The following is a 13,281-nucleotide window of genomic DNA, read 5'->3' on the forward strand; positions in this document are numbered from 1 at the left end:
CACAATCGGGACACGTTTGTGGATGCCGGAGTTGGTGCTGCGTAAGCTTGCACCTATAGAACGCAACGCGTAAATGAATAAAACACGACCAACAAGGAAGTAAGCAGTGACTCGCCGGATCGTCCAAGCGCCCCAACTATCTTCATTGCACCTGGAAGTGCGGGAAGGCCTGGGGCTGGACGCGAGGGGAGTGTTTGAAAACGAGTGGTTCTCCGGCGAGTTTGAGCGCAACCTTCAAGGGATGTCACTGACTGGGTGCATGGTTGCTGATTCCTCACTCGATGGAATCGACCTTTCCTCATCCACTTTCACCGAGTGCGAGCTGACCGGCCTCGATGCGCCAGGATGGAGGATGGCGCGCACCGTGCTTCGCGACGTCGAGGTGGCTGATTCCCGCTTTGGCGCTGCAGACTTCGGTGAAGCGGACTTCTTTTCGGTGAAGTTCAGCGGGTGCAAGTTCGCCTGGACTAACCATTCTGGTGGAACATTGCGGGATGTCCTCTTTGAAGACTGCGTATTCGACGAAGTCGATTTGTCCCAGGTGCAGGCCCAACGCGTGGCCTTCCGGGGCTGCCGTGCTCGGACCCTGCGGGTGGATGCGGCGCAGATGAAAGACGTGGACTTCCGCGGCCTCGACTTCGACGCTATCTCTGGTGTGGGTTCCCTCAAAGGCGCGGTACTCACTAACGAACAGGCCGTCCACCTGGCACCTGCCATGGCGGCCTTTCTTGGGGCGATCGTCGACTAGCACACAACCCACCGCCGACCGGCACTGACCGAGTCTGACCGGCATCGAGAGTAACCGAAGCAAAACGAAGAAGGCACCCCACTCAGTGAGATGCCTCCCTGCGTTAATACTTAAGTTTCTTAGGCGTTGACGGATTCGCGCTCTTCGGACTCCATCAAGCCGGATACGCCGTGCTCGGCTGCGTCCCACACCTCTTGGTTCTGGATGCCGGCGCGCTTGGCGACGATGGTGGCGCACAGTGCCTGGCCGGTAACGTTCACGGCGGTGCGACCCATATCGATGATTGGCTCGATTGCCAGCAGCAGACCAACGCCGGCCAAAGGCAGGCCCAGGGTGGATAGGGTCAGGGTCAACATGACGGTTGCGCCCGTGGTGCCCGCGGTAGCAGCAGAGCCGATGACGGACACGAAGATGATGAGTAGGTACTGCGTCAACGTCAAGTCAATGTTGTAGAACTGAGCGATGAAGATGGCGGCGATAGCAGGGTAGACCGAAGCGCAGCCGTCCATCTTGGTGGTAGCGCCCAGCGGGATGGCGAAGGAAGCGTATTCGCGCGGAACGCCCATTGCCTGCTCAGTGTAGCGCTCGGTCACCGGCATCACGCCCATGGAGGAACGAGTGACAAAACCCAAGGAGAACACTGGCCAGACGCGCTTGTAAAAGCCCATGACCGGAATCTTGTTGAAGGCAAGAACTGCCGGGTAAACCACGCCGATGACGATTGCCAGGCCTACGTACATCGCGAGCACGAACTTGCCCAGGGAACCCAGTGCGTCCCAGCCGTAGGTGGCCACTGCCTTACCGATGAGGGCTGCGGTGCCAACCGGCGCCAAGCGGATGATCCACCACAGGACAACCTGGATGACCTTGAGGAAGGACTCGGTAAAGCGCAGGAATGGGTCGGCTGCCTTGCCGGCCTTCACGGCGGCAATGCCCAGCGCCAGGGAGATAACCAGCAGCTGAAGGGCTCCGAAGCCCAGGGAAACCTCGCCCTCGTCGAAGGAAGCCTTCATACCAATGAAGTTCGAGGGGATGAGCTGCTGCAGGAAGGCCGTCCACGAACCGACGTGGGACGGCTCCGCTGCGCTCGCTGCATCGACAGTGGTGCCAACGCCAGGGCGCAGCACGAGGGCAACGACGATGCCGCTGATGACGGAGAAGAAGGCGGTAATTGCGAACCACACCAAGGTGGAAATCGCGAGCGAGGCGGCGTTGGCCACCTTGCGCAGGTTAGCCACGGAGGTAACAACGGCCGCGAAGATCAGCGGCGGGACCATCACCTTGAGCAGCTGGACATAAGCGCTGCCCACGCCGGTGAGGGTTTGGGTGAGCCAGGAGCCCTTCTCATCGTCGGCCGGCAGGCTAGCGTCCATTTTGGAAGCGATAAATCCCAGGATCAGGCCGATGATAAGGCCCGCGATAACCTGCGCGCCGAAGCCGGTTACCCAGCTGGGCAGTTTCCGTGATTGCGTTTGTGGTTGAGACACGAAAATTCCTTTTACTTCGAACTCGTGAGAGTTCGGCGTTGTAGACAACTTTGTATGTATTTGAACTGTCTAGTCCATCGACTATGGACTGATCGGTTCACTAATGACATCAACACTGTACGACGTTTATAAATTCCCGTGCAACTATTGTGGGCCCGGACTCATAGTTGGGGCGCCCGGGTACGCAAGGGCGTTCCGTCGGCCTTCGGGTCGCGTGGTGGTTTGGGCTATTTGAAAGGGAAATATCCTTCCGAAAACTTGCCGGGATGAAGAGAATGTCGGGGGAAATGGATAAATCGGAAAAATGCTTCCTGTTTTGTGATTTCGAGGCTATTCTAGAGTTTGAAAAGCGTAAAAGGGAAGGATATTTCCGATATGAATCGCATCGATGGCTGGTTGACTGAGCTCGGGACCGCACTGCGGGAAAACCGAAAGTCGTATCAATTGACTCAGGAAGAATTGGGCGAGTTGGTGGGAGTGAGCGACAGAACGGTCCGAGATGTGGAGCTGGGGACCGGAAAAGCAAGCTTTTCCACCGTGTTAGAACTGCTCAGCGCAGTGGGGCTGCGTGTTGAGGTTGTGAACGCATGACGACTAATGCGGAGGACTTTAAGAATGTTGTTAGCGCTGACGTCTATAAGTCCGGAGTGCTTGTAGGACAGCTTTCACGTACCGGCGGAGGCGTCGAATTTCGCTACCGCGATGAATACGCTGGGCCTTCTGTCTCGCTAGGGCTGCCGGATCGCGGGGAAGTCAGGGGCGAAGGGAGCGGAGCGCTTCCGCCATTCTTTTCCGGTTTGTTACCTGAGGGGCATCGATTGATCGTGTTGCAAAGAGCAGCAAAGACCTCCCTCGATGACGAACTAACACTTTTACTGACCGTAGGTATTGATACTCCGGGAGATGTGCAGATAGTAGCGCATGGAAAGAAACTGGAGCCGTCGCCAAAAGCCGAAGTGCGGAACTTTGACGAGATGGACTTCGATGAACTTATCGACCGTGTAGACCCGCATTCACTTCCGGGTGTTCAAATCAAAGCATCTGACGCAATGATTACTAATCCACTAAATAGCGCCACAGGTGGCGGGCTTTTGAAGCTGAATCCGGATGCTTACCCAGGGCTCGTAAAAAACGAATGGGTGCATTTAGATGCCATGAGGAATCTGAAAATTCCGGTTGCCCAAGCATCAATTGTTTACGATTGCAAAGGTACCCAGGGGTTATGGGTGACAAGGTTCGATCGTTACGTGGATAGTGCCGGGGAGGTTCGGCGCTTAGCGCTGGAAGATGCAGCGCAGATCGTTGGCATACCTCCAGCAGATAAATATCGAATCTCGGCAGAAGAGGTGGCTGAAGCGCTCATCGAAAAAGCGTCGTCGCCGCTTGCTGCAGCGCGCGCCATCTATATCCAGTTTCTGTATGCGTGGCTTACAGGAAACGGAGATCTGCACGCCAAAAATATTTCCCTATTGCAACGGCCTTCTGGTCAGTGGGTGGTAGCCCCCGCTTACGACGTGCCGTGCACGATACTCTATGGCGACAAGACAATGGCGCTGGCTGTGGACGGGAAGTCCAAGGGACTTAAGCGTACGCATTGGGATAATTTTGCCGCTTTTCTGGGGCTTAACTCTGTGGTGATAGATAGGCTCAATGGAAAAGTGCTGGAGGCTGCCCAGCGGGTCGATCTATCAGCTCTAGGGGTCGCAGGTTCCCCGCTCTATGCCGCTGAGCGGGAACTGCGATTTCGCCGGGCTGCTTTAGAGCTCTGAGTTGAGTAGCGAAAGAGTTACGGAATTCGCTTCGTCCACTCCTCGGTGGAGTATTTTTCGGAAACGAGACGCTCGGCCTCGGCAAGGGTGGCGTCGGAAAGCGCGGCGTCCTTGGCGCCGTAGCGAGTGGCGAACTCGCGGGCCATGGTCTCGATGATCTCCTCGCGCGCCACGCCGGTCTGGCGGCGCAGCGGGTCCACGCGCTTTTTGGCGGAGGAAAGCCCCTTCGAGGAGACCTTCACCTTGCCGATGCGAAGGACTTTCATCATCTTGTCCGCGTCGATGTTGTAGCTCATCGTGGTGTGGTGGAGCACCGCGCCCGCGCGACGCTTCTGTGCGGCACCGCCGATCTTTCCTCCATCGGAGGTGATGTCGTTGATCGGCACGTACCAGGCGTTCACACCATGCTTGGCCAGTGCAGCAAGCACCCACTGGTCGAGGTAGGCATAAGAAGCCTCGTAGGAGTAACCGGCTACCAGGGACTCAGGCGCATAGATGGAATAGGTAATGCAGTTGCCGCCTTCCATGAACATCGCGCCACCACCGGACATGCGGCGGACCGGGGTGATGCCATGCTTGTCGACGCCCTCCTGGTCCAGCTCGTTGGCATAGGACTGGTAGGAGCCGAACACGACCGCTTTGTCGTCCCACTCCCAGAAACGCAGCGTCGGACCACGTTTGCCCTCAGCTACCTCGTTGAGGATGACCTCGTCGAGCGCCACGTTCACCGGGGTAGGCAGCACGCCGGGCTGGAGGATCTCCCATTGGTGGTCCGTAAAGTCGGTGCCGCCCGACGTTGCGCGTTTGACGGCCACGGCCAGATCGTGGGTGGAAAAGCCGTGGAGGGCTACAGGATGCTCCGCCTCAATCTTGGCGAGTGCTGCATCGAGCCGCGCGGTGATCTCTTGCGTGGAATCAGAAACCTTGGAGCCCTCCAGCGTGGGGCCGAGAGCCTCGAAGGCCTCTTCCGGCTCAAGGAAGAAATCACCCGAGACCTGCGCGGAGGAGATAGTGCCGTCGGTGATCTCGATGTCTACGACAAGGAGCTTGCCGCCTGGGACTTTGAGTTCGAAATGCGTTGGGTTAGCCATATCTTGGTCAACGTTGTAGGGCGGCTGATTGTTCCAGAACTGAAGGTCCTAAGTTAGGCACGCCTTTCTAGATTTAGGCAATGGGGCACACTACTTTTGACTGTATGTCTAAATTTAGTCCTCTCAACTGGCCAGTAGTGCGCCAGGTGCGTTCCAAGGACGCCTTCGGCAGGGATCTCAGCACCCAGTCGAAGAAGAGCAAAGAGCTCCACGGCAGGACCGTTGAAGCGGACCGCGTCGTGCAGTCTGTCTGTCCTTATTGTGCGGTGGGCTGTGCCCAGCGCGTTTATGTCAAGGACAACAAAGTCATTCAGGTTGAAGGCGATCCAGATTCTCCGATCTCGCGCGGCCGCCTTTGCCCGAAGGGCTCTGCCTCCGAGCAGCTTATTAATTCTGCTACGCGTCTGACTAAGATCAAGTACCGTGCGCCTTACTCCACCGAGTGGGAGTACCTCGATACCGAGACCGCCATGGACATGATTGCCGATCGCTTTGTGGCATCCCGCAAGGCGCACTGGCAGGACACCGACGAAGAGGGCCGAACCCTCAACCGCACCATGGGTATCGCCGGTCTGGGCGGTGCGACCTTGGACAACGAAGAGAACTACCTGATTAAGAAGCTGTTTACCGCCACCGGCGCGATACAGGTCGAAAATCAGGCTCGTATTTGACACTCTGCCACCGTTCCCAGTTTGGGAACTTCGTTTGGCCGTGGCGGCGCAACCCAACCGCTGCAGGATATGGCAAATGCGGACTGCATTGTCATTGAGGGTTCTAACATGGCTGAATGCCACCCAGTGGGCTTCCAGTGGGTAGTTGAGGCCAAGAAGCGCGGCGCGCGCATCATCCACGTGGATCCGCGCTATACCCGTACTTCGGCTTTCGCGAACCGCCACATCGGCATTCGCGGTGGTACTGACGTGGTGCTGCTTGGCGCCATCATCAAGTACATGCTCGACAACGAGCTTTATTTCCACGACTACGTGGTCTCGTACACCAACGCTTCCTCGATCATTTCGCCTGATTACCAGGACACCGAGGACTTGGATGGCCTGTTCTCTGGCTATGACCCAGAGACCGGCAAGTACGTTACCGACTCGTGGCAGTACGTCCGTAAGCCGGAAGGCTCCTCGTGGAACGTGGAGAAGGACGAGACTCTGCAGCACCCGAATTCGGTGTTCCAGATTCTCAAGCGGCACTACTCCCGTTACACCCCGGAGCTGGTGGAAGAGACCTGTGGTATTTCGCAGGAAGACTTCTACTACTTGGCTAATTCCATCGCGGATAACTCCAAGCCGGATCGCACCACCTGCTTTGCCTATGCCTTGGGCTTTACCCAGCACACGCTGGGCGCTCAGTTCATCCGTACCGCTGCTATCTTGCAACTGCTGATGGGCAACGTCGGCCGCCCGGGCTCCGGCATCATGGCGTTGCGTGGCCACGCTTCCATCCAAGGCTCCACGGATATCCCGACGCTGTTTAACTCGCTGCCGGGCTACCTGCCGATGCCGCACGTTAACCTGCAGAGCTGGAAGGATTACGTCAATACCTTCCGCAAGGAAGATCAGAAGGGCTTCTGGCAGATAGGCGAGAACTATGCCGTATCGCTCATGAAGTCTTATTGGGGCGATGCCGCTACGGCGGAAAACGAGTGGGGTTATAACCTCATGCCGCGCATTTCTGGTGCGCACTCGACGTATGAGACCTTGATGGCCATGCTCGAGCATGAGGTTGAGGGCTACATCGTCTTCGGTCAAAACCCAGCGGTGGCACAGTCCAACGGCGGTATGCAGCGCCGTGGTCTGGCTGCGCTGAAGTGGCTGGTCGTTCGTGACTTCCAAGAAATCGAGACCGCCAGCTTCTGGAAGGACTCGCCAGAGATTAAAAACGGCGAGTTGAAGACCGAGGAAATCGGTACCGAGGTCTTCCTCATGCCAGCAGCTACCCACGTGGAAAAGGCCGGCACCTTCACCCAGACCCAGCGCATGCTGCAGTGGCGTTTCCAGGCGGTCACCCCGCCGGGTGAGGCCACCAGTGACCTGTGGTTCTTCTACCAGCTGGGTAAGAAGATCAAGGAGCGCTTGGCCGACTCCACCGATCCGCGCGATCTTCCGGTTCAGAAGATCACCTGGGATTACACCGAAAACGAGGAAGGTGAGCCAGACTCCGAGGAGATCCTCAAGGAGATCAACGGCTACTACCTCGATGGTCCTAAGAAGGGCGAGCTACTGCCGACCTTCGTGGAGATGAAGAACGACGGCTCCACCTCCGGTGGCTGCTGGATTTACACCGGCGTGTTCAAGGATGGCATCAACCATGCCGCCAAGAAGGTACCGGGATCTGAACAAAATGAGGTCGCCCTCGAGTGGGGCTGGGTCTGGCCTGCTAACCGCCGCATCCTTTATAACCGTGCTTCTGCACGCCCAGACGGAAAACCATGGTCTGAGCGCAAGAAGTACATCTGGTGGGATGCTGCCAAGGAGGCATGGGTTGGCGACGACGTCCCAGACTTCCCAGTCAACAAGGCGCCGGATTACCGTGCGCCTATCGACGCCGTCGGCCCTGCCGCGCTCGACGGTGACGATCCATTCATCATGCAGGCGGACGGCGTCGGCTGGCTCTTCGCCCCGAAGGGGCTATCGGATGGCCCGCTGCCAACGCACTATGAGCCGCATGAGTCCCCAGCGCACAACCTGCTCTACAAGCAGCAGCAATCGCCGACGCGTCTTACCATTAAGCGTCCAGATAACCTGTCGCGCCCGGAACCGGGCGAGCCAGGCGCCGAGGTCTTCCCGTTCGTGTTCTCCACCTACCGTTTGACCGAGATGTATACCTCGGGTGCGATGTCGCGCCGCCTGCCTTACCTGGCGGAGCTGCAGCCGGGCCTGTTCTGTGAGGTCTCGAAGGAGCTTGCAGCACTGCGCGGGCTGGAAAACGGCGAATGGGCAACCATCGTTTCACCGCGTGGCGTGATCGAAGCGCAGGTCTTGGTCACCGGCCGCGTGCAGAAGCTGACGATTAACGGCGAGGATTTCCACCAGATCGGTTTGCCGTATCACTACGGCGAGTCCGAAACCACGGACGTGGCTGGCGACGGCGCGAATGACCTGCTCGGTCTCACGCTTGAGCCGAACGTGTGGATTCAGAACTCCAAGATTGGTGCCTGCGATATCCGCCCGGGCCGTCGCCCACGCGGACATGCCCGCATCGAGTTGCTCAAGGAGTACCAGGACAAGGCTCACCTTGACCTGGAGTCCGGTAACCAGCTTGTCGACGTCGACGATGCTTTCACGCTGAATCCCGAAGACAAGGGTGCTAATTCCAAGGACGAAAACACCGGCGCTGATGACACCGCCGGCAACGTAGCCGACTACGAAGGCAAAGAAGGGTAGGTGAGTAGAGCTCATGGCTAATTTGCTTACTGAAAAAGCCGATCAGCACGGCTACGAGTCCTATAACCGCATGGCCTTCTTTACGGACACCTCGATCTGTATTGGCTGCAAAGCCTGCGAGGTGGCCTGTAAGGAATGGAACCGCAACCCGGTTGAGGGATATGCGGTAACCGGTGACTCTTACGACAACACCGGCTCATTGGGCGCTAATACCTGGCGCCACGTGGCCTTCATCGAACAAGGTCAAGAGCGCATCGAGCAGGCACGTGAGGAAGGCCGTCAGTTGGTCTCCCTCGGCATGCCCGGTTTCGGGTCGCAGCTAGAAAAGGTCGATACCACGCCGCCGGACACCGGTGACTTCCGTTGGCTCATGTCCTCTGACGTGTGCAAGCACTGCACCAACGCGGGCTGCTTGGACGTGTGCCCAACGGGCGCGCTCTTCCGCTCCGAGTTCGGCACGGTGGTTGTGCAGGATGACGTGTGTAACGGTTGCGGTACTTGCGTTGCCGGCTGTCCGTTCGGCGTCATTGAGCGCCGCGATGACGGCGGTGTGACGCTGAAGACTGATAAGACGGCTACCGTCGATTTTCAGCCCGATGACCACGCTGGCATTAATGTGTTCAAGAAGCTGGCGCAGCTGAAACCACAGGGCGAGGACCACGTACCGGGGAAGAAGATGCCGATCAAGAATCTCGGCGTCGCTCAGAAGTGCACCATGTGCTACGACCGCCTCAAGATTGGCGAGCAGCCAGCGTGCGCAAAGACGTGCCCAACCGACTCCATCCAGTTCGGCCCCTATGAAGAGATGCTCGCCGCGGCGAAGGAGCGCGTGCGGGTCCTCCACGAGCAGGGGCTTACCGAGGCGCGCCTGTATGGCGCTAATCCTGACGACGGCGTCGGCGGAACCGGGTCCATCTTCCTGTTGCTGGATTCCCCGGAGGTCTATGGCCTTCCGCCTGACCCGCGGGTTCCTACTGCGGATTTGCCGCAGATGTATAAGACCGCAGCTAAAGCTATCGGTGGCATGGCCTTGGCCGTCGCTGGCGCATTCGTGATGGGAGGCCGCAAGTGAGTGAATTCGACGAGTACCGCCCGCCGCAACCAGCGCGCGCTAACCGCTACCGCAAGTTCGACGGCACCAAGCCAAAGAAGAAGCGCAAGCGGGTTGGCGCCGGTGCGCAGGATGGTTCTAAAGAAGAGCGTATGGCGGAGGACTTTGAGTTTTCCTCCTACTACGGCAAGTCTGTAGTTAAGGCTCCGCCGTGGGAGTGGCCCATTGGCGCCTACCTGTTCTTGGGCGGTGTCTCTGGCGGCTCCGCACTGCTGGCGGCTGGCGCGCAGGCCACCAAGAATGAAGCCTTGGCGCGCAGTACCCGCCTGGCGGCCTTTAGCGCTGCCGCGGGCGGCTCTGTGTTCCTGGTTTTGGACCTCGGCCGCCCTGAGCGCCTGCTTAACATGTTTCGTGTATTCAAGGTGACCTCCCCGATGAGCGTGGGCTCGTGGATTCTGGGCACCTTTGCCACGGCCTCTTCCTTGCCGGCTTTGTATGAGGCGGACAAGCTGACCAAGCAGAAGCTGCCTGTGCCAAAGTTCGTGCGCAAGGCTCTTGGTGCCGCTGCCGGTCCGGCCGGCGTGGCGGCGGGCATCTTGGGTGGGCCACTGGCGGGATATACCGCGGTGCTTTTGGGCAATACCTCGAACCCGACGTGGAACGACGCCAAGCAGCATCTTCCTTATGTGTTCGTTTCCTCGGCCTCTGCCGCTGCCTCCGGCTGCGCCATGGTCTTTACTCCGGTCGATAGCGCCGGCCCGGCCCGCGCTCTGGGCATGGCTGCCGCTGCCAGCGACCTCGTCATGACCAAGGTCATGGAGGAAAACATGGAGCCTGAGACCGTCGCGCCTTTGCACAACGGCACCCCAGGCAAGTTGATGAAGGCCAGCGAGTACCTCATCGCCGCCGGTGGCATGGGCACCGCACTGGCCGCGGCTACCAAGTCACGTGCGCTTTCGGTGGTCTCCGGCCTCTCGCTCATGGCTGGTTCCGCCTGCACCCGCTTCGGTGTGCTCAACGGCGGCATCGAAGCGGTCAAAGACCCAGCCACGACCATCGCGCCTCAAAAACGCCGGGCTGAACGTGCCCGCGCGCAGGAAGGGCTGCGTCATTCGGTGATTACTTCAGTAGCTTAAGTAAGCCGAATAAAAGGCCCGCCGTCGTGCGCGACGGTGCGTCCGATGACCGGGTAGCCAGGTACCTCACCGATGAGCAGCAGACCGCCGGAAGTCTGTGCATCAGCGAGGAAGACCAGCTCTTCTTCGCTCAGGCCAGCCTCGTTGGTTAGATGTGGGCGGACCCAGTCCAGGTTGCGGCGGGAGCCGCCTGGAATAAAGCCCTCAGCAAGAGCTTCCTTGGCGCCTTCTACGGCCGGAACCGAGCTGGCGTCGAGCTCAGCGGCGATGCCGGAGGCGCGCATCATCTTGTAGAGGTGGCCCAACAAGCCAAAGCCGGTGACGTCGGTAGCTGCAGAAATGCCAGCCTCAACTGCTGCACGGGAGGCCTCGCGGTTGAGCGTGGTCATTGAGTCCACGGCCGCTTGGGAAACCTCACCAGTGGCCTTGTGCTTGTTGTTCAAGATGCCCACGCCGATGGGTTTGGTCAGCGTGATGGGAAGACCCGCTTCCGCAGTGTCGTTGCGCATCAGCTTCTCCGGCGCCACGATGCCCGTGGCCGCCATGCCGTAGATTGGCTCCGGCGAGGTAATTGAGTGGCCACCGGTCACGGAGATACCAGCTTGCGTCGCGACATCCATTCCGCCGCGCAAGACCTCGCGCAGAACGTCGAGGGGGAGTACCTCACGCGGCCAACCCACCAGGTTGATGGCGGTGACTGGGGTGCCACCCATGGCGTAGACGTCAGAAAGCGCGTTCGCTGCCGCCACTCGGCCCCAGTCATAAGGGTCGTTGAGCATCGGGGTGAAAAAGTCCGCGGTGGAAATTACCGCCAGGCCATCTTGAATCTTGACAGCCGCGGCATCGTCGCCGTCATCGAGGCCCACCAAGACGTTCGGATCGGCCTTGCCCACGAGGCCTTCGACGGCCGATTCCAACTCGCCCGGCGGGATTTTGCAGGCGCATCCGCCGCCTGCTGCAAAAGATGTCAACAAAATGTCGTTCATTATTCCGAGTGTACAACTGCTGGCAACACGCTGGGACAATGGTGCTTTTGTGGATTCGCGCGGGCGCGGTGCTGGGCAGGGGGCTGGCTGAATTGGCCTAAGTGTAAACTCTTGCGATGGAGGCGTACGTGTCCTGGTGGGCGCCCCGGTCTTCAAAACCGGTGAGGCCGAGTAGCTCGGTCTGGCAGGTTCGATTCCTGTCCGTCTCCGCCAGCGTATCTGGCACCCGTGGCATCTCCCCGCAACCCAAGGAACGTTTGTGACAAGCAAGAGCGATTCGCAGCGGCAGGACGAGCGCCGCAACATCCCCCGTACCGATCAACTTTTGGCGCTGCCGGAGGCCCAAGCCGCGCGCGAGAAGCTCGCGGAACATGCAGTGCGCGCTGCTATCCGGGGCGTCGTCAAGCAGGCGCAAAGGGGAGCCATCGCGCCAGCGGATGTCACCGCCAAGGTCCGGGATGCTCTAAACAACGCAAGCCCGTATAGCCTGCGCCCGGTGCTCAACGCCACCGGGGTTATCGTGCACACGAACTTGGGCCGCGCGCCGCTTCCGGAGGTTGCCATCGCTGCGCTTGCCGATGCCGCCGCCTACACCGACGTCGAACTCGATCTTCCGGCCGGCGTGCGTTCTAAGGACCGCGGCCGCGGCGCCATCAATGCGCTGCTTGCAGCCTGCCCGGGCGCGGAAGATGCGCTCGTGGTCAACAACGGAGCTGCAGCGTTGTTGCTGGCCACCGCCGCTCTTGCCCCTGGCAAGGAAGTCATTATCTCCCGCGGCGAACTCATCGAGATCGGCGCCGGATTCCGGCTGCCGGAACTCATCGAATCCTCCGGCACGGTACTCAAAGAGATTGGCGCCACCAACCGCACCCACCTCGCTGACTACGAGGCTGCGCTGGGTAATAACACCGGCGCGGTGCTTAAGGTACATCCTTCCAACTTTCGCATCGAGGGCTTTACCACCGCCGTGGATGTGCCGCAGCTGCGTGGGGCACTGAAGAAGCACAACAAGTCTCGCGGAGAGGGCGCGGGGCAGGTCAGCCTCATCGTCGATCTGGGATCCGGGCTGCTGGTGCCGGACCCGACCCTGCCCGAGGAGCCGAGCCTCAGCGAGCAGCTGGATGCCGGCGCGGACGTGGTCATTGCCTCTGGTGACAAGCTGCTCGGCGGGCCGCAGGCCGGCATCATCTTGGGCACCAAGAAGGCCATTGCTTTGTTGAAGAAGCACCCGCTCGCGCGTGCGGTGCGCATCGATAAGCTGCGGCTAAACGCCCTGGAAGCAGCGCTGAATGCGCCGGTGAATGCAGTCGAGGAGGCCCTGCATATTGATTCCGCCGAGTACCGCCGCCGCACCGAAGAGGTGGCGCAGGCGGTAGGCGGCGAGGTGGTTGCACACGCCGGACGTGTTGGCGGTGGTGGGGCACCTGAGTACCCGCTCGAAGGCTTTGCCGTGGCTTTGCCGGAAGAGCTCGCCGCTCTTCTGCGCGTTGGGCAGTCGGCCGTGCTGCCGCGCGTCCACCAGGGCCAGTGTCTTATCGATGTCCGCTGCATCCCTGCCTCCCAAGACGCCGCGCTCATCGCGGCCATCCGCAAAGCCCAAAAGCTACAGCCTGAGGAGTAA

At 59.7% G+C, this 13,281-nt stretch carries 10 protein-coding genes and 1 tRNA gene; 8 read left to right on the forward strand and 3 right to left on the reverse strand.

The genetic code is table 11. The annotated features are described in order from the left end of the window. Positions 1-106 precede the first annotated feature (106 nt). The gene (locus HMPREF2692_RS02235; protein ID WP_070496826.1) at positions 107-748 is read left to right on the forward strand and encodes a pentapeptide repeat-containing protein; all 642 of its coding nucleotides are present in this window, start codon (positions 107-109) and stop codon (positions 746-748) included. 119 nt (positions 749-867) lie between these two features. Here the strand turns inward: HMPREF2692_RS02235 and HMPREF2692_RS02240 are convergent, their stop codons facing one another. Then, on the reverse strand, positions 868-2,235 hold the full coding sequence (locus tag HMPREF2692_RS02240; protein WP_070496823.1) for a dicarboxylate/amino acid:cation symporter: 1,368 nt from the start codon (positions 2,233-2,235) through the stop codon (positions 868-870). Positions 2,236-2,610: 375 nt separating this feature from the next. On the opposite strand from HMPREF2692_RS02240, the gene HMPREF2692_RS02245 reads away from it, so the two are divergent. Both HMPREF2692_RS02245 and HMPREF2692_RS02250 read left to right on the forward strand, forming a co-directional pair. Continuing rightward, positions 2,611-2,826, forward strand: a complete 216-nt coding sequence (locus HMPREF2692_RS02245; protein ID WP_062035493.1) for a helix-turn-helix domain-containing protein — start codon at positions 2,611-2,613, stop codon at positions 2,824-2,826. Continuing rightward, positions 2,823-4,004 (forward strand): type II toxin-antitoxin system HipA family toxin, encoded by a 1,182-nt coding sequence (locus tag HMPREF2692_RS02250; RefSeq protein ID WP_070822593.1) that lies wholly within the window; start codon positions 2,823-2,825, stop codon positions 4,002-4,004. The genes HMPREF2692_RS02245 and HMPREF2692_RS02250 overlap by 4 nt, the downstream gene beginning before the upstream one ends. 17 nt (positions 4,005-4,021) lie before the next feature. Here HMPREF2692_RS02250 and HMPREF2692_RS02255 read toward each other — a convergent pair whose 3' ends face one another. Then, positions 4,022-5,095: a lipoate-protein ligase small subunit gene (locus HMPREF2692_RS02255; RefSeq protein WP_070822595.1), complete on the reverse strand. Its 1,074-nt coding sequence runs from the start codon at positions 5,093-5,095 to the stop codon at positions 4,022-4,024. Between the two features lie 104 nt (positions 5,096-5,199). On the opposite strand from HMPREF2692_RS02255, the gene fdnG reads away from it, so the two are divergent. The 3 genes from fdnG to nrfD are packed head-to-tail and all read left to right on the forward strand — an operon-like array spanning position 5,200 to position 10,674. Continuing rightward, positions 5,200-8,487 carry a formate dehydrogenase-N subunit alpha gene (gene fdnG, locus HMPREF2692_RS02265; RefSeq protein ID WP_246823410.1) on the forward strand — a complete coding sequence of 1,096 codons (3,288 nt, stop codon included), beginning with the start codon at positions 5,200-5,202 and terminating at the stop codon, positions 8,485-8,487. Positions 8,488-8,500: 13 nt separating this feature from the next. Beyond that, positions 8,501-9,559, forward strand: coding sequence for a 4Fe-4S dicluster domain-containing protein (locus HMPREF2692_RS02270; protein WP_062041334.1), 1,059 nt, complete (start codon positions 8,501-8,503; stop codon positions 9,557-9,559). Then, entirely contained in the window at positions 9,556-10,674 is a 1,119-nt protein-coding gene (nrfD, locus tag HMPREF2692_RS02275) for an NrfD/PsrC family molybdoenzyme membrane anchor subunit (RefSeq protein WP_070822599.1), read from the forward strand. The genes HMPREF2692_RS02270 and nrfD overlap by 4 nt, the downstream gene beginning before the upstream one ends. Here nrfD and selD read toward each other — a convergent pair. Then, positions 10,671-11,660, reverse strand: coding sequence for a selenide, water dikinase SelD (selD, locus tag HMPREF2692_RS02280; protein WP_070822601.1), 990 nt, complete (start codon positions 11,658-11,660; stop codon positions 10,671-10,673). The two genes, nrfD and selD, sit on opposite strands and share 4 nt — an antisense overlap. Before the next feature lie 118 nt (positions 11,661-11,778). Between selD and HMPREF2692_RS02285 the strand changes: the two genes are divergently transcribed. Next, positions 11,779-11,873 (forward strand) — tRNA-Sec (locus HMPREF2692_RS02285). A 46-nt stretch (positions 11,874-11,919) separates the two neighbouring features. Further along, positions 11,920-13,281, forward strand: coding sequence for an L-seryl-tRNA(Sec) selenium transferase (selA, locus tag HMPREF2692_RS02290; protein ID WP_070496807.1), 1,362 nt, complete (start codon positions 11,920-11,922; stop codon positions 13,279-13,281).

The organism is Corynebacterium sp. HMSC036D03 (assembly GCF_001836185.1).
In the GTDB taxonomy this organism is placed as follows: domain Bacteria; phylum Actinomycetota; class Actinomycetes; order Mycobacteriales; family Mycobacteriaceae; genus Corynebacterium; species Corynebacterium simulans.

What these genes read in the sequence shown, in the direction of transcription:
- HMPREF2692_RS02245 (WP_062035493.1), top strand. Translation starts at nt 2,611, where the DNA reads ATGAATCGCATCGATGGCTGGTTGACTGAGCTCGGGACCGCACTGCGG.
- HMPREF2692_RS02250 (WP_070822593.1), top strand. Translation starts at nt 2,823, where the DNA reads ATGACGACTAATGCGGAGGACTTTAAGAATGTTGTTAGCGCTGACGTC.
- HMPREF2692_RS02255 (WP_070822595.1), bottom strand. Translation starts at nt 5,095, where the DNA reads ATGGCTAACCCAACGCATTTCGAACTCAAAGTCCCAGGCGGCAAGCTC.
- HMPREF2692_RS02270 (WP_062041334.1), top strand. Translation starts at nt 8,501, where the DNA reads ATGGCTAATTTGCTTACTGAAAAAGCCGATCAGCACGGCTACGAGTCC.
- selD (WP_070822601.1), bottom strand. Translation starts at nt 11,660, where the DNA reads ATGAACGACATTTTGTTGACATCTTTTGCAGCAGGCGGCGGATGCGCC.